This window comes from Hymenobacter sp. YC55 (assembly GCF_029433095.1).
In the GTDB taxonomy this organism is placed as follows: Bacteria; Bacteroidota; Bacteroidia; order Cytophagales; family Hymenobacteraceae; genus Hymenobacter.
This window is the reverse complement of sequence record NZ_JARNTX010000003.1, coordinates 235347-257024: the sequence shown is the minus strand read 5'-3', so window position 1 is coordinate 257024 and position 21678 is coordinate 235347. Positions and strand designations below refer to the sequence as shown.

The 21678-nt window shown below is 60.5% G+C and carries 21 protein-coding genes; 14 read left to right on the top strand and 7 right to left on the bottom strand.

Annotated features, from left to right (window positions below; translation table 11 throughout):
• Positions 1 to 13 precede the first annotated feature (13 nt).
• The 3 genes from P1X16_RS21415 to P1X16_RS21405 all read left to right on the top strand — a co-directional run bounded on the left by P1X16_RS21415 (position 14) and on the right by P1X16_RS21405 (position 4464).
• Positions 14 to 1669 carry a RagB/SusD family nutrient uptake outer membrane protein gene (locus P1X16_RS21415; protein WP_277233606.1) on the top strand — a complete coding sequence of 552 codons (1656 nt, stop codon included), beginning with the start codon at positions 14 to 16 and terminating at the stop codon, positions 1667 to 1669.
• A gap of 9 nt (positions 1670 to 1678) precedes the next feature.
• Complete coding sequence (locus P1X16_RS21410) at positions 1679 to 2509, top strand: endonuclease/exonuclease/phosphatase family protein (RefSeq protein WP_277233603.1); 831 nt, start codon at positions 1679 to 1681, stop codon at positions 2507 to 2509.
• 92 nt (positions 2510 to 2601) lie between these two features.
• The gene (locus P1X16_RS21405) at positions 2602 to 4464 is read left to right on the top strand and encodes a PQQ-binding-like beta-propeller repeat protein (protein ID WP_277233601.1); all 1863 of its coding nucleotides are present in this window, start codon (positions 2602 to 2604) and stop codon (positions 4462 to 4464) included.
• A 23-nt stretch (positions 4465 to 4487) separates the two neighbouring features.
• On the opposite strand, the gene P1X16_RS21400 is transcribed toward P1X16_RS21405, so the two are convergent.
• Complete coding sequence (locus tag P1X16_RS21400; RefSeq protein WP_277233598.1) at positions 4488 to 5468, bottom strand: Na/Pi symporter; 981 nt, start codon at positions 5466 to 5468, stop codon at positions 4488 to 4490.
• 454 nt (positions 5469 to 5922) lie between these two features.
• Here P1X16_RS21400 and P1X16_RS21395 point away from each other — a divergent pair, with 454 nt between their 5' ends.
• From P1X16_RS21395 to P1X16_RS21385, 3 genes are all read left to right on the top strand, one after another.
• On the top strand, positions 5923 to 7815 hold the full coding sequence (locus P1X16_RS21395) for a hypothetical protein (protein ID WP_277233595.1): 1893 nt from the start codon (positions 5923 to 5925) through the stop codon (positions 7813 to 7815).
• A gap of 302 nt (positions 7816 to 8117) precedes the next feature.
• The gene (locus P1X16_RS21390; RefSeq protein WP_277233593.1) at positions 8118 to 9023 is read left to right on the top strand and encodes a helix-turn-helix transcriptional regulator; all 906 of its coding nucleotides are present in this window, start codon (positions 8118 to 8120) and stop codon (positions 9021 to 9023) included.
• A 294-nt stretch (positions 9024 to 9317) separates the two neighbouring features.
• On the top strand, positions 9318 to 9653 hold the full coding sequence (locus P1X16_RS21385; RefSeq protein ID WP_277233590.1) for an EthD domain-containing protein: 336 nt from the start codon (positions 9318 to 9320) through the stop codon (positions 9651 to 9653).
• 211 nt (positions 9654 to 9864) lie between these two features.
• Here the strand turns inward: P1X16_RS21385 and P1X16_RS21380 are convergent, their stop codons facing one another.
• The 5 genes from P1X16_RS21380 to P1X16_RS21360 all read right to left on the bottom strand — a co-directional run bounded on the left by P1X16_RS21380 (position 9865) and on the right by P1X16_RS21360 (position 15275).
• Entirely contained in the window at positions 9865 to 11484 is a 1620-nt protein-coding gene (locus P1X16_RS21380) for an aldehyde dehydrogenase family protein (protein ID WP_277233587.1), read from the bottom strand.
• Positions 11485 to 11785: 301 nt separating this feature from the next.
• A complete protein-coding gene (locus tag P1X16_RS21375; protein ID WP_277233584.1) occupies positions 11786 to 12328 on the bottom strand; it encodes a GNAT family N-acetyltransferase in 543 nt (180 codons plus the stop codon).
• A gap of 139 nt (positions 12329 to 12467) precedes the next feature.
• Positions 12468 to 13529, bottom strand: a complete 1062-nt coding sequence (locus P1X16_RS21370; RefSeq protein ID WP_277233581.1) for a nitronate monooxygenase family protein — start codon at positions 13527 to 13529, stop codon at positions 12468 to 12470.
• Between the two features lie 47 nt (positions 13530 to 13576).
• The gene (hmpA, locus tag P1X16_RS21365) at positions 13577 to 14782 is read right to left on the bottom strand and encodes an NO-inducible flavohemoprotein (RefSeq protein ID WP_277233578.1); all 1206 of its coding nucleotides are present in this window, start codon (positions 14780 to 14782) and stop codon (positions 13577 to 13579) included.
• 52 nt (positions 14783 to 14834) lie between these two features.
• The gene (locus P1X16_RS21360) at positions 14835 to 15275 is read right to left on the bottom strand and encodes an Rrf2 family transcriptional regulator (RefSeq protein WP_277233575.1); all 441 of its coding nucleotides are present in this window, start codon (positions 15273 to 15275) and stop codon (positions 14835 to 14837) included.
• Positions 15276 to 15479: 204 nt separating this feature from the next.
• On the opposite strand from P1X16_RS21360, the gene P1X16_RS21355 reads away from it, so the two are divergent.
• The 6 genes from P1X16_RS21355 to P1X16_RS21330 all read left to right on the top strand — a co-directional run bounded on the left by P1X16_RS21355 (position 15480) and on the right by P1X16_RS21330 (position 18509).
• Entirely contained in the window at positions 15480 to 16214 is a 735-nt protein-coding gene (locus P1X16_RS21355) for a hypothetical protein (RefSeq protein ID WP_277233572.1), read from the top strand.
• Positions 16215 to 16224: 10 nt separating this feature from the next.
• The gene (locus tag P1X16_RS21350; protein ID WP_277233569.1) at positions 16225 to 16479 is read left to right on the top strand and encodes a hexameric tyrosine-coordinated heme protein; all 255 of its coding nucleotides are present in this window, start codon (positions 16225 to 16227) and stop codon (positions 16477 to 16479) included.
• A gap of 94 nt (positions 16480 to 16573) precedes the next feature.
• A complete protein-coding gene (locus P1X16_RS21345) occupies positions 16574 to 17155 on the top strand; it encodes a protoglobin domain-containing protein (protein WP_277233565.1) in 582 nt (193 codons plus the stop codon).
• A 162-nt stretch (positions 17156 to 17317) separates the two neighbouring features.
• The gene (locus tag P1X16_RS21340; protein WP_277233562.1) at positions 17318 to 17581 is read left to right on the top strand and encodes a DUF2024 family protein; all 264 of its coding nucleotides are present in this window, start codon (positions 17318 to 17320) and stop codon (positions 17579 to 17581) included.
• A 24-nt stretch (positions 17582 to 17605) separates the two neighbouring features.
• Entirely contained in the window at positions 17606 to 17893 is a 288-nt protein-coding gene (locus tag P1X16_RS21335; protein WP_277233559.1) for a hypothetical protein, read from the top strand.
• A complete protein-coding gene (locus P1X16_RS21330) occupies positions 17883 to 18509 on the top strand; it encodes a MarR family winged helix-turn-helix transcriptional regulator (protein ID WP_277233556.1) in 627 nt (208 codons plus the stop codon). Before P1X16_RS21335 ends, P1X16_RS21330 begins: the two co-directional genes overlap by 11 nt.
• Before the next feature lie 58 nt (positions 18510 to 18567).
• Here P1X16_RS21330 and P1X16_RS21325 read toward each other — a convergent pair whose 3' ends face one another.
• Positions 18568 to 20043 (bottom strand): PLP-dependent aminotransferase family protein, encoded by a 1476-nt coding sequence (locus P1X16_RS21325; RefSeq protein WP_277233553.1) that lies wholly within the window; start codon positions 20041 to 20043, stop codon positions 18568 to 18570.
• Between the two features lie 157 nt (positions 20044 to 20200).
• Between P1X16_RS21325 and P1X16_RS21320 the strand changes: the two genes are divergently transcribed.
• Both P1X16_RS21320 and P1X16_RS21315 read left to right on the top strand, forming a co-directional pair.
• Entirely contained in the window at positions 20201 to 20686 is a 486-nt protein-coding gene (locus P1X16_RS21320) for a cupin domain-containing protein (protein ID WP_277233550.1), read from the top strand.
• 26 nt (positions 20687 to 20712) lie between these two features.
• Positions 20713 to 21615, top strand: a complete 903-nt coding sequence (locus tag P1X16_RS21315) for a dihydrodipicolinate synthase family protein (protein ID WP_277233547.1) — start codon at positions 20713 to 20715, stop codon at positions 21613 to 21615.
• The last annotated feature ends 63 nt before the right edge of the window (positions 21616 to 21678 follow it).

Genomic DNA, 21678 nt, shown 5'->3' with positions numbered 1-21678 from the left:
CAACAAGCATAAGATGAAACGTTCCCTTTTCTGCGGCCTGCTGGGGCTAACGCTGCTTACCAGCGCGTGCGAAAAAGACTACCTGGACCGCGTGCCCCTGGAAGCGCTGGTAGATGAAACCTTCTGGGAAAACGAAGACCAACTGCGGCTGGCCGCCAACGGCTGCTATGCTTTTTTGAAAGCCAAAAACACCGTGGACATGGAAAACCTGGGCGACAACACGCTCTGGCCGTCCGTGACTGGCTACCAACGCATTGCTAGCGGCAATTTTAGCAACGACGTAAGCGAAATCAACACCGAGTGGACGACGGACTACGACGGCATTCGGCGCTGCAACGCGTTTCTGGCCAACTACCAGCGCGCGCAGGTGGCCGACCCCGCCCGCAAGGAAGCCCTGGCCGCCGAGGTGCGCGTAATCCGGGCCTACCTGTACAGCTACCTCACCGCGTTTTTCGGGGACGTGCAGCTAATAACTGCGCCGCTGGAAATAAGCGACCCGGCCGTGTACGGCACCCGCACCCCGCGCGCCGAAGTGGTCAACTTCATGCTGCAAGAGCTAGACGAAGCGGCTGCCAACCTGCCCGCTGCCATTCCGACGGGCACCAACCTGGGCCGCATCAGCAAGGGCGCGGCGCTGGCCCTCAAAGCCCGGATTGCCTTGCAGGAAAAGCGCTACGACGTGGCCGAAGCGGCCGCCAAAGCCGTGATGGACCTGAACGTGTATCAGCTCTACACCACCGGCGGAACCACCAACGCCTACCGCAACCTGTTCACTTACGCCGGCAAGCTAGCCGGCGGCACCAACCGCGAAACCATTCTGGCCCGCCCGCACCTGGCCGATATATCGATGCACAACCTGAGTCGCGAGATTCAGGTGCCCGACCAAAACGCCCGCTGGAACCCCACCAAGTCGTTGGTGGACAGCTACCTGTGCACCGACGGGTTGCCCATCAGCCAGTCGCCGCTCTACCGCGACAACAGCTACGCCGACGTGTTTTTGAACCGCGACCCGCGGCTGGTGCAAACGGTGTTGCAGCCCGGCGCCGCCTGGGGCGGGCGCTTCGACGGCAACCCGACCAACACCAACCCGGCCATTTATACCACGCCCAAGTTTCGCTCCGACCGGCGCGGCTCCGTGACCATCACCGGCTACTACTTCACCAAGTACGTGGAGCCAAGCACGGTGGCCCAGGTCAGCCGCGACGCCAACGACATTCACCTGATTCGGCTGGCGGAAGTGCTGCTTACGTACGCCGAATCCCGTTTCGAGCAAGGCAAGCTCACGCAGGCCGATGTGGATTTAACCATCAACCGCCTGCGCCAGCGCGTGGGCATGCGCACCATGGTGCTGACCGAGCTAGCCAGCCGCAACTTGGATGTGCGCACCGAAATCCGGCGCGAGCGGCGGGTGGAGCTGGCCCTGGAAGGGCAGCGCTACTTCGATATACTGCGCTGGCAGCAAGGCAGCTTGCTGGCCGAGGACGTGAAGGGCATGAAGAAATCCTGGGCGTACGCCCCCGCCGACGTGGCCGGGCTGCCCACCGATGCCAACGGCTTTCTGCTGGTGTACCGCAACCGCTCGTTTGCACCGGCGCGCAACTACCTCTGGCCGGTTCCGCTGGTGCAACTAGAGCGCAACTTCAACCTCGGCCAGAATCCTGGCTGGTAACCTACTGCTATGAACTACTGCTTTTTTCTGCTGCCTTTGCTGCTGGCGTGCAGCACCGCCAAACCCGCCGACCCGGCGCCGGCTACCAGCGAGGCCACTCCTGCCGCCCCAGCTACCACGCTCCGGGTGATGAGCTACAACGTGCACCATTGCAGCCCGCCTAGCCGGCCCGGCGTAATCGACGTGCCGGCCATCGTGCGCACCATTCGAGAGCAGCGCCCCGACGTGGTGATGCTCCAGGAAATCGACGTGTACACCGGCCGCTCGGGCGCCGACTTGCACCAAGCCCGCGAGCTAGCAACCCAGCTGCAAATGCACGGCTACTTCGGCCGGGCCATTCCTCACGACGGTGGCGCCTACGGCGTGGCCCTGCTCTCGCGCTACCCGCTGCGCGACACGCTGGTGCACCGCCTGCCCACCCAGGCTGGCACCAACGGCGAGCCGCGTATATTGGCCGTGGCCACCATCACGCTGCCTTCGGGCCAGCAGGTGCGCCTCGGCTGCACCCACCTCGACGCCCAGCGCCCCGATGTAAACCGCCAGTTGCAAGCCGCCGAAATTGTGCGGCTGGCTGCCACCGAAACGTTGCCCTTCCTGCTAGCGGGCGACTTCAATGCCGAGGCGGATTCGCCGGTGGTGCAGCAGCTCGATAGCCGTTTCAAGCGCACCTGCCAGCCCTGCGCGCCCACTATTCCGGTGGTAACGCCCACCAAGGCCATTGACTTTATCACCTTCGCGCCCACCGACCGTTTCCGGGTGGTAAGCCACCAGGTGGTAGCCGAAACTTACGCCTCCGACCACCGCCCCGTGGTGGCCGAGTTGAGCGTAACCACCAACTAGCACCTCACAGGATTCGGGACTGACTGATTTTAATATTTACTCTGAAGACGGGTTCCTGGCAGTCGGGGCCCGTCTTTTTATGACCGTTGACTATGGTACGCCTGCGTTTATTTCTGGCCCTCGTGGTTGCCGGGCTGCTTCCGTGGGCGGTGGCAGGTCAACCAACCCGGTTCGACACCCTGCGTTTCGCCCTTATTACCGACACCCACATCGGCAAGCCCGGCAACGACACCGGCCTGTCTACCATCGTGGCCGACATCAACCGCAATCCTCACCTATCCTTCGTGGTGGTGACGGGCGACGTAACCGACTTCGGCACCACCCCGCAACTACAGCAAGCCAAGCAGTTGCTCGACCAACTAAACAAACCGTATTACTGCCTACCGGGCAACCACGACACGGGCTGGTCGGAAAGCGGAGGTCTGCAATTCAGCAAGCTTTGGCGCGACCAGAAATTTGTGGCCGATATCCAGGGCGTGCGGTGCGTGGGCGTGAGTACGGGACCCTACGGCCGCATGAGCCGCGGCTACGTGCCGCAAGAGCAGCTGCGGTGGCTCGACAGTTTGGCCCGCGCAACCCCGGCCACCCAGCCGGTGCTCTTTTTCACTCATTATCCTCTCAACGACCAGCTAAGCAACTCGGCCGCCGTTATCAGCGCCCTGCACCGGTTCCGGACCCAATCCGTTTTCTGCGGCCACGGCCACGTCAACCAGGTGTTCAACTTCGGCGGACTACCCGGCATCATGACCCGCACCGCCCAACGCCGCGAAGGCACCGTGGCTTACACCACGGTCACCGTCAGCGCTGATTCGGTGGCGTTGCGGATGGTGCGCCCCGGCCAGCCGGCCACCGCCCCCTGGGCGCGGTTGGCAGCTGGCCGTCCGCCCGTTGTTGATACGCTGGTTGCCAAAACCCTTCCGACAGCCACCCCCTACCCGGCCGGCCAAGTTGTTTGGCAGCAGCAAGGCCGCGGCAACATCGTAGCGACGCCAGCCCTGTGGCGCCACACGGCGCTGGTGGGTGATTTGCTCGGTGAGTTCCAGGCTTTGGCGCTGCGTGATGGGCGAGTGAAATGGACCTTCCGCAGCCGCCAACCGCTTTACTCCTCACCCGCCGTAGCTGGCCGCCGCGTGGTATTCGGCTCGGCCGATAGCAGCATCTACTGCCTGCACACCCGCACCGGGCGCGTTTTGTGGCAAGTGAAAACCGGGGGCCCGGTACTGGCCTCCCCGCTCATCGAACGGGGGGTGGTATACATTGGCAGCAGTGACCGTACGTTCCGAGCCCTGGACTTGGCTACGGGCCGAGTGCGGTGGGCGTACACCCATCTGGCGGGGTTTCCGCCCGGCACGCCGACCCTGGCCGAGGGCAAGGTGGTGTTCGGAACTTGGGGCCAAACGCTTTACGCCCTCAACGCCGCCGACGGCACCCTGGCCTGGCAGTGGCGCAACGACCAGCGCAGCGTCTACTACTCGCCGGCCATGTGCACGCCCGTGGTGCAGCACGGCGTGGTGTACGTGGTGGCGCCCGACGAAAAGCTGCACGGCTTGGCGCTGCACACCGGGCAGCCCGTAGTGGAAGACCAGCGCTGGCGGGTGCGCGAATCATTGGGCGGCGACTTATCGGGCAAAATCCTTTTAAGTAAAACCATGCGCGACAGTGTGGTGGCCTGGCAAACCAGACCCGGCCAGCTGCCCCAGCCCTATCTGCAACTCGATGCCGGATTCGGGGAAGATTTTTCCGCCTCTATGCCGGTGTTCATGGGCAAGCTGGCTTTTTTCGGCACCACCTTCGGCAAAGTATACGCCGTAGACTTACCTACTCAACGAGTGCGGTGGGTCTATGCGTTAGGCTCCGACATGGTTAATACGCCGCGCGTATTGGGCCGGCGCGGCGTGCTGGTGAGCAGCAGCGACGGAAAAATGGCGTTACTGGCCAGCGGCAAACGCAAGTGAATCATGCATCTGCTCAATCCAATTCAAGTTAGTTGGGGCTTTAGTGCCGGGGCAGTTTGCGGCTGGTCGGGCAGCCAGGCTTCGAGCAGGCGCTGGCACAGCGGCAGCAGCGGGGCAAATAGCAGCACCCCCGCCACGTTGAACAGCACGTGGGCGTGGGCAATCTGGCGGGCTACATCGGCGTGGCCGGCCAGGCGCAGCACCAGCGCCGTAAAAGGACTAATGAGCAGCAGACCCAGCGTGATGGACAGCACGTTGAAGCCAAGGTGAAACAGGCCCGTGCGAAGCGCTGGCCGCCCCCGGCCCACAGTTGCCAGCAGCGTATCCGAGCAGGTGCCCAGCTCGGCGCCTAGCATCACGGCAATGCCAGCGGGCAGCGAGAGCAGCCCCTTGTCCGCCAGCTTGATAACCATTCCCAAAGTGGCCGACGACGACTGAATCAACAACGTCAGCAGGGCACCGGCGCCGGCGCCACGCACCGGGTTTTCCAGCTTCAGCAGCCAGTCCTGCACGCCTTTGTAGTCTTTGAGCGGAGCGGCGGCCTCCCCAATCAGAAACAAGCTAAAAAACAGCAAACCGAAACAAAACAGAGCCCGCCCGATCGTACGGCCCCGGCGCTTTTTGCTGAGCGACAACAACAGCAACCCCGGCAGCATGGCTACCACCGCGTACTGCCCCAGATCGAAGGCGAACAGCTGGCTGGAAATTGTGGTGCCGATATTGGCTCCTAGTACCACGCCTAGCGAGTTGCGAAACGGCAGCGCCCCGGCACTAACCAGCGCAATAGCCAGAATGATGACCACCGAGGAAGAATCCAGCAGGGTGGTAACCACCGTGCCGGTAAGGATGGCCAGCGGGACGGTTTTGGTGAAGCGGTCCAGCACGTTCTTTACCCGGTCGCCGGCCACCTGGCGCAACGCCAAGGCGAGCCGACTCACGGCGTACAGAAATAGCACTAACCCGCTAACTGCCAGCAAGCTAATGGAAAGAATAGAAGAGCCCATACACGACAACCACCCAAGGAAACAAGCAGTAGCTTCTCCAACGTAACCGGAACAATAGACGCCACGCAAGCCCCGTGAAGAAATTGTTACCAACGGGTAAGCATTCGGGAGGTAACCGACAACGGTTGAGTGCATAACCGGTCCTTAACCGCCTGACAAAAGCGGCTTTCCACTTTCGCCAAATCACTACAAGGACCTGCGACATAACTAAAACCGCAAGAGTGAGGGCGCCTGGCATGTTCGCCTTCCTAAATACTCGCAGATGAATTCAGTGCTGCCACGGATGCTTGTCCGCACTGGAAAGTGAACCTTGGGAGGGTTGCTTTCTTGCAATTCCCCACTGCTTAGGGTGCTTATGTTCCTTCAGGTACTAGCAGATAGCCGGGTGAAACAGGTGGAAATATGACTACTCTGCTCGTTAGGAGAAGGCCCTAAAGTCTATACACGAACAGCTATGATGCAGAGAGGAAGCGGTAAACAGCTCACATTCGAGCAAGTAAGCCAACTTCGGCCCGGCGAGAAGCTACTGCAGACCGACGATTCACTAAGAGGCGTCTGTAAATTTTCCGTTGTTTCCGTATCTCAAATTACGGTTGATAGCGACGGCGGCCGGCAGGTAAACCTAGTCGGAACCGTTGAAGAAGAAGGCTCTGCTGTCGAGCTTTCCCTAAGTGAGAAACACTACGCGCAGGGCCCTCGCCTGTACCGACAGCAACCGGCTGCCAAAGAAAGAGGCGAAGTTCCTACAGAACCAATCGGCGACGTTTCCCCCCGTCCTACTCTCGGGGAACTCGACATTCCTTCCGATCTGGACACCGGGTTCCTTGCCGGCGAGCTATTAGCCGTTACCAATTGGGTACGGGTGCTAGTGCACCCAGGCTTCCTGAACGATATCAGGATGAACTACCATCTAGGTAACTGGATGATCTGTGATGCGGAGCACCTCGAGTTCGAGGCCTTTGCCCCGGAGTTAGCGGCTGGTCAGTTCGCTGACCTGCGTGGGGAACCTCTGCGCGTTCTAGTGGCCGGCTACGCCCACAAAGCCTACCAAGTTCTTGAGCCCCGATACCCCGGCTTTACGCAGCGCCTAGTGGCCCAGCTGTTTCCCGAACCGGTGCCGGTTGTTCCCCCACCCCGGCCCCAACTCTTCGATGTAGAACCTGTGCTCGCCGCTTACGGCAGTTCGCTCGGGTTCGATGGGTCGGAGCCGCGACTCGTGTTTACCGCGCCTGCCGCACCTGTTACCACACCCGCCGACTGGGATCTGCTGCTGGCTTCGTTAACGCTGTTCGCGGCCCAACTTGATTTAACTTCTTGGCTGAAGCAGGTGGCCACTTGTGAGCCCACGCGTGAGCTGCCTCAGATCTTGGCGGCTCTGATCCGGGGCGACTTGCACGAGCCGGAATGGAGTGGGCTCTTGCCCCGGCTGCTAGGCAGCTACCGCCCGCAGCAGCGGCTGCGTGAGCGCTTGGATGGGCAACCCTACCCCCTTGGGGGGCTTCTGACGCTGTTTGCCGAAATTTACGGGGCTCCTCACCGTCTCGAGGACATCTATGCGCGGCGGGCGACCATGCGAATTGTGCGCGCCACCCTCGATCAACTCCCGGGGTCACCTACAGACCGGCGAACGATGCGCCACACCGTGTTGGCCGGGTTGATGGACGGGCTGGATCAGTTGGCCCGCACGGCGGACAAGCAACAGCAAACCCACGCGTCCTTGATTTTCGCGCAGTATAGCCTAATTGCACTGCAGCTACTGCCCGTCCCCAACAATCCCGCGCAGGCCGAGGCTTGGTTGGCACGTCTACAGAGTGAGCGGCACCGCTGCCAGTGGCCTGGTCTAATAGCCGACAAGCCCCTAGACGCTTCCACCGTTTGGGCGTACACTGGCTACGCCGGTTCCACCATTCTCTCGGTGCGCCCCTTCTGTGAAGTGGTAGGCACTTGGTACACGGAGGGCCGAGTAACCAATCAGCTTTGGTCCTCGGCATGGTGGTCGCTGGAGCAGATGCGCGAAGCATTCCGGTTGTTGTACGCATTGAATCAGCAACAACCGCTGCCCGCAGAAGATCAGCGTTCAACGCTAGCCCTGATGCTGGAGCACTTAATCAGTCATTATCACAAAGCCATTCAAAACCTGAACGCCATGCTCCAGCGCACCGCTCATCCCGGATGCCGTCTTTCTGGGTGGACGAATTTGACGTTGGCTTCCGAGCAAACCACAGAAGAAAACAAGTTTCTGATTGGGGAAATAATACTTTCTGCTGCTGTGTTTAATGAGTTGCGGGCCCATGGCTACGGGGAGGAAACCGTGCGGCACTTAGGAAAACTCGTTGCATCCTTTTAAGCATTACGCTCCCTTGCCTGTCCAGCTATGGCCGCGCTGTTCCAACTAAGTGGCAAGCATTGTTGGTCGGGCTTGCAAGGTTGTTTGCATTTAGTGACCCAGCTGCTGGTTCGGTCTACTATCTCCACAATCCTCGGCTCTTCGTTAAGCTGACTAGCTGGAAATTGTAAACAGTAAGCATTATTACCCGCGCGCCACTCATAGCACAGCGCGCTTGCTTAGCGGCTATACTTCGGAAGACAAGCAACTTAACCAGACCATCAACCACAAAAGAGTAAAAGTGTGTTCTATACTTTTGCTTTATGCCAAAGCTGGAAAGCCTATTCGAATTTTATCAGCACCAATTCCAGAAAGCCCCGGACACCCGCCCAACCGACCTTGGGCAGGTTAACGTGTTTCGGCTGGAAGAGTCGCTAACGCTGAGCACGGAGCCGGTGCAGTTTAGCCGCCGGGACTTCTATAAAATCGCCCTCCTGCGCCGTGGCCACAGTGCCTACCACTACGCCAATCAAAGCCTGGAGGCCACCGGCCCAACCCTGCTGTTTTTCAATCCGCAGGTGCCCTACACCCGGCAACTGCTCTCCGATGAGACGACCGGCTTTTTTTGCATTTTTCGCGAAGAGTTCTTTCGCGGACGGGCCGGAATAAACCTCACCGAGCAGCCTTTCTTTCGCCCCGGAAGCTTGCCAACCTATCCTCTCACAGCTTCTCAGGAAGAAGAAGTCAGCGCCTTGTTCGAGAAAATGCTGACCGAACTTCATTCCGATTACCTGCGCAAGTACGACTTGTTGCGCAACTACACCGCCGAGCTGATCCATTATGCGCTCAAGCTGCGGCCCGTTGATACCGCCTACCAGCACCCCGACGCCAAATCGCGGCTAACGGGCGTGTTCTTGGAGTTGCTCGAACGGCAGTTTCCCATTGAGTCCCCCACCCGGCGGTTTGCCTTGCGCTCGGCCCGCGACTTTGCCCGGCAGCTGGCCGTGCACGTCAACCACCTTAACTACTGCGTGCGCGCCACAACCGGCAAAACGACCACCGACCACATTGCTGCCCGCCTAAGCAGCGAAGCCAAAGGCCTGCTCCGCCACACAAATTGGAATATTGCTGAGGTGGGCTACAGCCTCGGGTTCGATGAGCCAGCGCATTTCAATTACTTTTTTAAAAAGCAAACCGGCCTCGCGCCCTCCGCTTTTCGGCGTCTTTGAATTTGGTAAGCATCCCGTTGAATCCGGTAACGCAGGGGTGAGGTAGCGGCCGACCTTTGTGGTCATATAAAACGCCGTTTGCGCGGCGCCTACACTACATCCCTGCTAGCACATGCCTCCTTAACGCACTTGCCAGAAGGCCAGGAAGAATGTCTATCCTCGCCTCCACCCGGTTGTTGCCAGCTAGCCTGCTTGCCCGCCCTCTCCTGAAAACGGGCGTTGTGCTATCGCTGGCGCGCAACATTCTCTTTTTGGTTGAACAACACCCGCGAGTGCGGGAGCATAAAATATGTCATGATTAAAATGTTGATCACGCTGAAGCGCCGCGTCGGAATGAGCTTTCAGGAATTCAAAGACTATCGCCGGGACGTGCACGCGCCACTTCTGTTTTCGATTCCGGAAGCGCAGTACATCCGCCGCTTCGTTGTCTCCTATCCCATTCCGGCACCAGGCTTCCCCGAGCCGAGCTACGATGCAGTCGTCGAAGCCTGGTTTGACAGCTTGGACGACTTGCAGGCGTTATACCTCTCCGAGAATTTCCGAACCAAAGTTGACCCTGACCACCCGAACTTCCTTGATGTGGCGAAGGCCGAAAGAATTATTACCGAGGAAACGATAGTCGTCGGATGACAATAAGCGCCGACCTTACCAAGAGCACTGGAGTATGAAATTGCAGTGGTCTAGTGTGGGCTACCCACAGCTTTAGTGGCCTGACTTAAGGCGCGGGCTTCTTAGTCTCTCAAACTTTGTGTTGGCACCTAAACTGCCGTTATACGGGCGGCACCCTGTGGGCCAACGGAAAACCATTGCCCCACAGGGTGCCAAGCTCAGAGGGCCGTTGTTAAAAAATGAAGTCCGTGGCCAGGAAGCGCGACTTGTGGCCGTGCAGAATGTGCTGCACCAGTTCCTGATTGGCCAGGGTTTGCGGGGCCGTCACCACGGCCCGGATGGAAAAGGCATCCAGCGTGTCGGCCACCGACAAGGTGCCTTCGGCCGAGTCTTTGCGGCCGGTGAAGGGCAGGCTGTCGGGCTCGCGCTGGCTCTGGCCGTTGAGGTTGATGCGGCTGACCTGATGCACCAGCGCGTCGAGCAGGTACGCCATCCGGTCGGGGTCTTGGCCAAACAAGCTCACCTGCTGGCCGTGGCTGGATTCGGCTATGTACCGGATGGGTTCGTCCAGCTCGTCGAAGGGGACGATGGGCAGCAAGGGTCCGAATTGCTCTTCGCGGTACAGCTTCATGTGTTCGGTCACCGGGTAGACAACGGCCGGGTAGAACAGCGAGTGGAAGCGCACCCCCCCGTTGACGTTCATGATGGCCGCGCCGAGCTCGAGGGCGTCGTCGAGGCAGTCTTCCAGGTAATCGGGCTTGTTGGGCTCGGTCAGGGGCGTAAAGACGACGTCGGTTTCCCAGGGCATACCAATTTTAGCTTGCTTGAGCCGGTCGCACAGCCGCTGAATGAATTGCGTGACAATAGCGCGGTGCACAAACAAGATTTTGAGGGCGGGCCCCCGTTGCCCGTTAAAGCAGAAGGCCCCGGCCAAGCATTCTTCTACCGCCGTGGGCAAGTGGGCATCGGCGAGTACAATGCCGGCATTCTTCGAGTCCAAGCTCAGCACGGCGCGCAAGCGGTTCACGTTGGGGTGAAGCTTTTTGAGGCGGTCGGCCAGGTGGCTGGCTCCTACCAGGGCCAGCACGCTCACCTGCCCCGACTGCATCAGGGCCGGAATAATGTCGTGGCCCCGGCCGTAGAGCGTGTTGACTACGCCCGCCGGAAACGCCGCCTGGAAAGCCGTTAGCAGCGGCTGAAATACCAGCGTCCCGTGCTGCGAGGGCTTGAAAAGCACGGTATTACCCATCAGCAAGGCCGGAATCAGCAGCCGGAACGTTTCACTCAAGGGGTGGTTGAAAGGCCCCATGCACAAGGTCACGCCCAGCGGCACGCGCCGCACCTGGGCCACGTGCTGCTCGGCCAGAAAGGGGCGGGCTTCGATGCGCTCGGCGGCTTTTAGTTCGGCTATCGTGGCCTGAATGTAATCCACGGTGCGGTCGAATTCGCGCTCGGCCTCGGCCAGGGGCATGGCAATTTCCCAGAGCAGCAACTGGATTACGTCGGCCCGACGGTCTTGCAGGCGCTGCGTGAACAGCTCGACCTGGCGAATGCGCTCGGCCACCGACATGCGCGGCCAGCGGCCCTGCCCCCCCTGATAGGCTTCCACGGCGCCCTGGAGGGCTTGCAGGGCCTGAGCTTGCGAAAACAACGGGTAGCTCCCTAGCTCCACTGGGCGGGCGTCGGTGCCTCCGCGCACGTGCACCGGGGAATGCACCGGCGAGAAAGGCCCGGACCAGGTTTCCAGCGACCCGTTAAGTAAATAGTCGTGCTGGTGCAACGGGCCGGTCCACTGGTAAGCGGCAGGAATATCTTCCGGCAAGGGAAACACCGTTTCTAATATGTTGCGCATGAGGGAGGGCCGTTAGTTGCTTTTCAACTGTGACCATGGCTCCAAACAGCGTGCTGCTCGAGATGTTCATCTCGTAAATCGATTCCTGAGTCTGGTCTACTAAGACCCTGCTATCAAGTGCACCTCATTAAGCTTGCACGCCGGTTCTCGTATTATTGGTAATCATCGAGTAAACTGTTGAACTGCACAAGCAAGTCCACAACGAGGCTTTATTAGCTCAGTTCAGCTAATTGACTGTTCTTGTATTGTAGGCCACGTCCTGATAATGCTCAAAGAAGCCGTCAGCACACGATGCAACAACTTACGTGGTCCGTGCAGCCCAGCTCTGCTGGTTGATTTCAAATACAAAGTTGAGGTTGGAAGGCTCCCCGTAATAGGCAACTTCCTGCTCGGCCACTTTCGTGGCACCTAGCCGCTGAATGGCGATTTGGGAGCGCACATTACCGGTCCCGATGTGAAACCGCACCGTATCTACAAACTGAAACAGGTAGTCGAGCAGCAAGGCTTTTACAGCCAGGTTGATGCCCCGGCCCCACGACTGCCGGCCGTAGAACGTGTAGCCAATGAGTATGCTGTTCTCTTCGGGGGTGTAGTCGTAGAGGCGAGTGCTGCCCAAAATGGCTCCCGTGGTGTTGTCCACCACCTTAAAAGCGCCCCCACTCTGAATGGCGCCCTCGAAAAAAGTCGTGAATACGGCGCGCTGCCACCGGTCTTTGTTGGGATGCTGCTCCCATACCTGAGGGTCCGCTGCCACGGCATACAGCGCGTCAAAATCGGCGGGCTGCAATGGAACCAACGAAACGGCTGGGGAGTGTAAGACGGGTTGTAAAGAGAAAGGCGGCATACGGGGCGTAAACACAGGAAACTAGCAGTAAGAACAACAAGTTCTACGCTTATTGGCGGGCCCAGGCTCCGGGACCAGGTCGAGCCTGACGGTCGGCGATTAAACAAATAGCCAAGAAAAAGCATGCTCAAATTAAGCCTTAAGTTAAGGCTTGTCGTAGCTCCGCACCTATGGAGCGAACCAGCTCGGCCGCCGGCAGCGCCCGGACCCGGCCGGCCCCAGTGCCTGCCCACTGCACGGCAAAACCCGAGTCACCGGCCTGCTGCGCGGCGGCAATCAAGGCTTTGCCAGCGTGATAGGCGCGCGAGTACGCGGCGACGGGTGGGCGGCCCGGCTGGTCGATTTCGAGCATGAACCGGTTCACGAGCCCGCGCGCCGGACGGCCAGAAATAACGGCGGTCAGCGCTGTGGGCAGCGGTGGCTGGTGCAGCAGCGCCGCCCGGTAGGCAGCGGAAGCGGCCGACTCAGGACAAGCCACGAAGGCCGTTCCCAATTGCCCGGCAACTGCCCCGGCCCGCAGCACGGCGGCCAGGTCCGCGCCGTCCATCAGGCCCCCGGCCGCGACAACCGGCAGGCGAGTTTGTTGCACAAGTTGCCGCGTAAGTTCCAGCGTCGCAATGTTGGGCTCGGTGGCGGGGTCGTACGTGCCCCGGTGCCCGCCCGCTTCCACGCCCTGGGCCACGAGTATATCCACGCCGGCGGCTTCCGCCACCCGGGCTTCCGCGGGGCAGGTGACGCAAGCCAACAGCAGGGCCCCCGTCTGCCGCAGAGCCGCGAGCTGCGCGGCCGTGGGCAACCCGAAGTGAAAGCTAATCACGCGGGGCCGGGCCTGCATCAGCACGGCCAGCAGCGCGTCGCTGGTGCGAAAGCTAGGATAGATTTCCTGCAACTGCGCGGGGGGCACACTGCCTAGGCTGGCAAAGACCGGCGCTAAGTAGGCGAGCCACTGCGCGTCGTGTGCCGGGTCCGTTGGGCTCGGTGCGTGGCAGAACAGATTCACGTTAATGGGCCGTTCCGTAGCCGCCGCTAACTCGGCTAGCTGGCGGGCCAGCACGTCTGGATCAGTCAAGGCAGCCGCGGCCAATGAGCCAAGAGCGCCCGCCTCCGATACAGCCACGGCCAAGGCAGGGGTGGATACGCCGGCCATAGGGGCCTGAATCAACGGATACGTCAGGCCTAATTGGTCACAAAATGAGTTCATAGCGCGGGAAGATAGAATCGTTTTGTGGGAAGTACCACTTGCCCGGTCTACACGCTCAACGTTGCTGGCCCAAACTCCTCGAAGTGAATGGCTTCGCGCGGTATACCCAGGGCTGCTAAGTCCTGCACTTGCTTGCGGATAAAAGGAGCCGGGCCGCACACGTAGTAGTCAGCCTCGGGCAGCAGCGTGCCACCGTTGAGCTGTTGCAGGTCAACGATGCCGGCATAGTGATTCGCTCTTTCTACATCAGGAGTGAGCGTATCGTAGAAAATGTGCTGCTCGACGTTCTCGTAACCGGCAATCAGGTCAGCTACTGGCTCCTGGAAAGCGTGCACTTGGGCATTGCGGCTACCGTGCACCCACACCACTTGGCGGGGGCTGTTGGTTAGGGTGAGGTAGTCGAGCATGCTCAGTAGTGGGGTCTGGCCTACGCCGCCGCTCACCAGCACCACGGGGGTTTGCTTGGTGGTTTCCAGGGTGAAGTCACCGGCCGGGGCGGCTAGCTCCACGGTGTCGCCCTCGCGTACGAAGTCGTGGAGGCGGTTGCTAATCATGCCGTTGGGGTGCTGGCTGCCCACTTCCTTCTTCACCGAAATGCGGTAGTACTCGCCATTGGGCGCGCTGGAAAGGCTGTATTGGCGGGGTTGAAATAGATTCAGCTCGGGCAGAAACAGGCGCACACTCACGTACTGACCGGGCAGAAAGTCGGCTACTTTGCCCCCATCGGCGGGGTACAAATAGAAGGAGGTAACTTCCGTGGACTCGGCTACCTTCTGCTTCACGGTGAAGGGCCGCCAGCCCGTCCAGCCACCTTCCTGGCTCACGGCTTTTTGGTACAGCCCACTCTCTATGCCACTCATCAGGGCGGCTAGTTGCTGGTAGGCCATGGCCCAAGCGTCGAGCAGCGCGGGCGTGGCGGCTTCGCCTAGCACTTCACCGATGGAGGCAATCAGGTGCCGGCCCACAATGGCGTAGTGCTCGGGCCGGATGTCGAGGCTAACGTGCTTGTGGCCGATTTTGGTGACGGCATGCACCAGCACCGAGGGGTCCTCAATGTTCTCGGCGTAGGCCAGCACGGCCATGGCCAGCGCCGTCTGCTGCTTGCCGGTTTGCTGGTTGCCCACGTTGAAGACGTTCTTCAGCTCGGGGTTATGCTCGAATAGGCGGCGGTAAAAGTGCGTGGTCAGTGCTACGCCGTGCGCTCTAAGGGTGCCAACGGTGGCCGTGACGAGGGCTTTTTGCTCGGAAGTCATAAATTGAAAATTAAAGGACAAATTTGTCCGGTATGTAAATAAAAAAAGGGGTTCAACTGAATTGCTTTAAAAAACCGAGCCCTTCGTGCACCTTACTGGCCAGTTCCCCGATGGTGTGAGTGCGCAGCAGCTCGTTGAGCTGGTCGCGGATGGGGAGAAACTGGTAGTGCATGGGGCAGGGCTGTTTGGCCGAGCACTGCGGCAGACCGAGGGCGCAGCCTTGCAGCATAGCCCCGCCGTCGATGGCCACCACTATCTGGCGGAGTGTGACGGTGCGCAGCTGCTCAGGCGTAAGCTCGAAGCCGCCGGCGGGGCCCTTCACGGAAGCAACCAACTGCGCGCGCACCAACTGCTGCAAAATCTTAGCCGTGAAGGCTTCGGGCGAATCGATTTCGGCGGCAATGTCCTTCAGGCCCACGCGGCGGCCATTGGCCGACTGCTGCCCGATATAAATCGAGGCCCGAATCCCATACTCACACGCCTTGGAGAACATAACTGGTGGTTTTGCTGGCAAAGCTAGGGCACGAATTAATACCGGACAAATTTATCCTGTATAATATTTCTCGTGCCTTGCGGCCGGTGGCTGCCCTACCGGGCCAGTATTTATATGCTGCCTGGTCCAGTGGCGAAACGCGCCTATCTGGTTAGGACTGCCAACTACTTTTGCCTCGTTCTCCAACCACAAGTTATGCCTCTCATGAAAAAGCCCTTGCTTACCCTGGCACTGCTTAGTGCCCTGACGGGCAGTAGTTTCGCGCAGTCTTCGGGCGCGGCCTACCAGAACGCCGACTACGTCCCGAAGAAGGCTGCCATCAAGTTTTTGCCCGAGCTGGAAACGCTGGTCTTTGAGTTTCAGGTAGCAGGCAATGCCGGCAAGACTCAGCCCAGGCCCGCCGGCAAAACCGACGGCGCGCCGGTGCTCGGCTACGTCTTCCCGACCACGCTCAAGTCCACCGACATTGGCATGGGCGCCACCGACGGCATCGTAGCCATGGCCCTCACCTCGCACCCCGACTTCGAGGACACCCCGCTGTGGGACGAGAACGGCGACGGCAACTACACCAACGACGGGCTGGTGTGGCACGCCCATTGGGTGGTGCTTATCAAAGACAACCGGGTAGCGGGCGGTTTCTCGGTGAAGGAATTCGACCACATGGGCGCCGCGCCCAAGCTGCCGCCTACCAGCGCGTCCGGCATGCACATATACATGGACTCGCCCGGCTTCACCGTCACGATGCAAGGCCACACCGGCCGCGTGGTGGTGCCGCTCGACCGCATCAACCGCCGGCGGGACTTCAAATTCGACCTCGTGACCTGCTACATGGAAGTCAACGCCTCCGACAAAAAGCGGCCCATGCTCGGCGTGTACCAGGTGTACGGGGTGCTATCCGGTAATCTCTCGCTGCCCTACACGGTGGCATTCACCAATTAACCTCTGTACTATGTCTGACTTACAACTCGTACCCGGCAACAGCCTGCTCACGGCTACCCCGGAAGAAGGGCGCCAGCTCGCCGTCAAGCTCGCCCGCCTTGTTATCAAGCTCACCCAGCCCGACGACGAAAAGCGCCGCCAGCAGCGTGCCATCTACGCGGATAACCCCATGATGCTCATTAGCATCGGCCAGACGGTCGCCGCTGAATTTGCGACCATTGCCGCCGCCAACAACTACTGGCGCGAGCGGCCGGAAGCTCGCTGACCTCCTCTCTTTCGGACACAAACGGTAGCCAGTATTTCTGCCTGGCTAGCCACTGCTTTGCCTTTCTTCCATCACTTTTCACTTCTCCTACCTTATGGAACATTCCTCGATTCCTGGCTACGCCTACGGGCAGGTCAGCCGCTCCCCGGTCACCCTCGACGAGCTGGAATTGCTCAAGCAAACGGTCCTTTTTTCGGCCGCTGACGTGGCGGCTCTGGCGCAAGCCGGCCAGGTGCTGGCGCCCCAGACCGATGCCATTCTCGACGTGTGGTACGGCTTTGTGGGGGCGCACCCGCACCTGCTGCGCTACTTCTCCCTGCACGGGCAGCCCGATGGCGACTACCTAGCCCGCGTCCGGGCCCGCTTTGGGCAGTGGATTCTGGATGTGTGCACTCGTCCCTACGACCAGGCTTGGCTTGATTATCAGCACGAAATCGGCCTACGGCACACCAGCCCCAAAAAGAACGTGACCGACGCAGCCGCGGCCGAGCCGCTGATTCACTTGCGTTACCTCACCGCCTTTATCGTGCCGCTGACGGCGACCATCAAGCCGTTTTTGCAGCGCGGCGGGCACTCAGATGCCGAGGTGGAAGCCATGCACGCAGCCTGGTTCAAGGCCGTCACGCTCACGGCCACGCTCTGGTCCTACCCCTACGTAAAGGAAGGACAGTTCTGATTCCATTTCGCGTCATGCTGCGCTTGCGAAAGCATCTCTACTGCCTCGGCCTCCTACCTGAAGTTAGTCCGCGGTAGAGATGCTTCGACAAGTGGACGTCAGATCAAGCATGACACGTGGTTTATTTTCAAATAATTATCTAATTCTCAAATTCTTACAATCATGGAAGTTGCCGTTTATGACACCTACGTCTCGAAGAAAGACGGTTCGGTTATGCACTTTGATATTCTGGTATCGGATGAGGTAGCCAGCAAGGAGCAGGTCTACCAGTTTGGCCGCCAGTACCTCGCCACGAAAGGCCAGCAGGGCCAGCCCCTGGCGGCCAAGGAATGTCGGTTTTGCCACATCGAGGAGCCCACTCAGGAAGTGGTGGACGTTATCAATGCCCAAGGCTATTACATCATTGAAATGCAGGGGTGCCAGTAGCGCCCCACTTTTCTTACCCCCGCCATGGCCCCAACTGCCTATAAACCCATTGATTGCGGCTTTCACGATTTGCTGGAAGCCACTATTACGCTGCGCACGTACACGCACCTGCAATATTTCACGGACCTTTGGGAGTTCACCACCGTCACGGGTCTGCTCAAAAACCTGGTTAGCGAGCGGAACGCGGAGGGCCTCGCCGAATACGTGGTACTCGATACCGGCGAGCGTATCCGTCTCGACCGGGTGGTGAACGTGAACGGCACCTTTGCGCCGCCCTTTCGCCACTACCTCGATTTCACCTGTGACTGCTGATTCCGCCGCCAGCCCGTTCGACCCCCACCGGCAAAATCATCCGCCGGACCTCGACCACAAGATTGTGGCCTCGCTCGAACGGCTGAGCGGCGTGTTTCGCCACTTGCTCTGGCAAGAAGCCACTCATAGCGGGCTGAGCCCGTTGCAGTTGCAAGTGGTCGTGTTTCTGCGCTTTCACGCGCCGGGCCAGGGCACCGTCAGCAACCTAGCCCGCGAGTACCAGGTGAGCCGCGCCACCATCAGCGACGCGGTGAAGACCCTCGCCCAAAAAGCGCTGGTAAGCCGCCACACCGACCCGGCCGATTTGCGGAGTCATTCGCTCCAGCTTACCCCCGCTGGCGAGCAGCTAGCCGACCAGGCCAGCCGCTTTGCCGCGCCGCTCAACTCACCCGTAGCTGGCCTACCCGCCCGGCAAAAGCTAGGCCTGTATGTGAGCTTGCTGACGATGCTGCACGAGTTGCAGCAGGCCGGTACCATTCCGGTGCAGCGCATGTGCTTTAGCTGCCGGTACTACGGGCGGAGCCCTGGCCAACACTTCTGCCACTTGCTCAACATCCCGCTCGAAGGCTCCCAGCTCCGCATTGATTGCCCGGAGCATGACGCCGCGCTTTGGTAGCGCGGCGTTTGCGTTTACGCTTTCTGCACCTTGGCTTTCTTGCTGCTGGCCGAGCTTCTCAGCTTCTGTGCTGACGTAGTACGGCCCCGAGCTGTTCTACGCCGTAGGCCAGCTCGGCGGGCGTAAGAGCGGCGTAGCCCATGCGCACGGCGTTGGCGTCCGGCCCGGCCAAATAGTAGCGGCTGCCGGGCGTAATCACCACTTTGCGACGCACCAGCTCTTCGGTAACCAGTTCTAGGTCTACGTCTTCCCTAAACTTCACCCACAGAGCCATGCCGCCGGCGGGCAACACAAAATCCACGTATTTGCCCGGTAGCTGGCGCAAGGAATCGGCCAGCGCGTCGCGGCGGGCGTGGTACTCGGCGTGGGCCCGGCGCGTGTGCCGCTTGATTTCGCCCTCGTCAATAAGGTCAGCTACGGCCTGCTCCAGTACGGTGTCGCCCTGCCGGTCAATCAGCGTCCGCAGCCGGCCTAGGGCCGTAATGAAGGCCGCCGGCCCGGTGACGTAGCCGATACGCAAAGCCGGCGCAATCAGCTTGGAGAGCGAGCTGATATAGATGACTACGCCGTGTGGGTCGGCCGAGGCCAGCGGCAGCATGGGTTGGTAGTGGAAGTGAAACTCGTGGTCGTAGTCGTCTTCGATGATGGCCACGCCGTAGCGGGCGGCCAGGGCGAGCAGCTGCACGCGCCGCGCCGCTTTCAGCGTCACGGTGGTCGGGAACTGGTGGTGGGGCGTTAGGTACAAGGCCCGCACCGTTTGGCGCTGGCATAACCTTTCCAACTCATCTACGCACAGGCCTTCTTCGTCCACCGGCACCGGCGCTAGCTCGGCCCCGAGCAGGCGGAAGGTTTGCCACGCCGGCGGGTAGCCGGGATTTTCCACGGCCACCACGTCGCCGGGCCGGATGAGCAGGTGGGCCGTGAGGTAGAGGGCCATTTGGGTGCCACGCGTCAGGCAGATGCTGGCCGGGGTGGTGCTCAGGCCCCGGTCCTGGTTGAGCATGCGCGACAAGGCTTCGCGCAGAGGTTGGCTGCCCAGGGGGCTGTCGTAGCCCAGCTGATTGCGGCGGCCGCGGCCCTGCATCACCCGGCGGTAGGCGCTGGCCAGCGTGGCGACGGGCGCGAGCCGGGCATCGGGCGTGCCGTCGTTGAACACCAGCGCGCCCGGCGGTGCCATAGGCGGTTGCTCCAGCTCAAACGGGTCTTGCCATTGAAAGCCCGGCGCTTCAAGCGGGCTACCTGCAGCGGGCGCAAAGGCCGTCGGGTTGCTCTCGGGTAGCCGGCTCGACACGAAGGTGCCGCGGGTGGTTTGCGCCTCCAGCCAGCCTTGGGCCAGCAGCTCCTCGTAGGCCAGCACCGCCGTTTTGCGGTTCACGCCCAATTGCTTGGCCAGCTCCCGGGTGCCGGGCAGGGCCGTGCCAGGTTGCAGCCGGCCGCGGCGGATTTCGGTGGCTATCAGCTCGCTGATTTGCAGATACACGGCGCGGCCCGCCGCGAAGGTTGGGTGAAAATTGGTATCCCAGGCGCGTAGCATAACTGGACCCTTCGCTTTAGATAAACTGGATGAATTAGCGGGGCCAATCTACGCACACTTTTGCAGAGTCGGAAGCTGGTACCCGCCCTGACCCGGGACTACAAACAGGGTGTTGCCAGCGCCGCATTACGGTTTCACCTCTTTATCAATTCTTCTCATGGACACCCTCGTCAGCAACACCCCAACCAAGCCCACGGACAAGTTTCAGTCTGCCGATTTTCACCGCACCTACGCCCGGCCCGAAGTCCGGATGCCCGAGAAACTGCACCACGCCAACGTGGAGCAAGCCGGCGCCCACGACCAGTTCTCGACCGAGCGCAAGCACCCCGTCTTCTTCGTGGACCTGCCCACCGTGGTGCTGAGCATGACCATCGGCGGGCTGCTGCCGGGCCAAGTCACCAACCAGCACCGCCACACCTACGAAACCGTGATTTACGTCATCGAAGGCGAGGGCTACACCCAAATTGAGGACCGCCTCGTGGAATGGAAGGCCGGCGACGCCATCTACATCCCCATTTGGGCCTGGCACAACCACGGCAACCGCAGCGAAACTATCGGCGCCCGCTACATCGCCTGCGAGAATGCGCCCCTGCTGCAAAACCTCGGCGTAGCCCTGCGCGAAGAGCGCGGCCGCGACTTGTAGTTCAGCACTTTAAAAAGTCTTCTATTATGAATTCGAACGTCCCTTTGCGCGGCATCATTGCCTACCCCATCACTCCCTTCACCCCTGATAATGCGGTGGACCTGCCCACTTACCGCCACCTGTTGGAGCGCCTCATAGTTAGCGGCTCGCACGGCATTGCCCCACTCGGTAGCACCGGCGTGCTCCCCTACCTCACGGACGAGGAGCGCGACGCCGTAACCGAAGCAACCTTGCAGCAAGTAGCCGGCCGCTTGCCGGTTTTAGTCGGCGTTTCGCACCTCACCACGGCCGGGGTGGTACGCCACGCCCGCTTTGCCGAGCAGGCCGGGGCCGCCGCGGTCATGGTTATCCCGATGAGCTACTGGAAGCTCACCGACGACGAGATTTTCCGGCATTTCGACCGGGTAGCCAGCGCCCTGTCGGTACCCATCATGGCCTACAACAACCCCGCCACTGGGGGTCTGGATATGTCGCCGACGTTACTCAAGCGCCTGCTGGAAATTCCGAACGTGACTATGATCAAGGAAAGCAGCGGCGACGTGCAGCGCATGCAGGCCCTGCGCCAACTGCTCGGCGAAGACGTGGCTTTCTACAACGGCTCCAACCCCCTCGCTCTGGCTGCTTTTGCGGCCGGCGCCACGGGCTGGTGCACGGCTGCTCCTAACCTCATTCCCGAACTGAACCTAGGCTTGTACGGGGCCGTGCAGCGCCAAGACCTGGCCGAAGCTCGGCACCTCTTCTACCAGCAGTTTGAGTTACTCCAGTTTATCGTCGCCAAAGGCCTTCCCCGGGCCATCAAGGCCGGACTGCAACTGCAAGGCCAAGAAGCCGGTGAGTTACGCGCACCGCTTCAACCCCTAACTTCACTTGAAGAGCAGGATCTGCGGCGCATTTTAGACCGGGTGCATCTGCCAGTAACCGTTAATTAAACGCCGACGTAAGCCCGACAACTTAACTGCCCACTCTGCTAATGCGGGGTGGGCAGTTGAGTT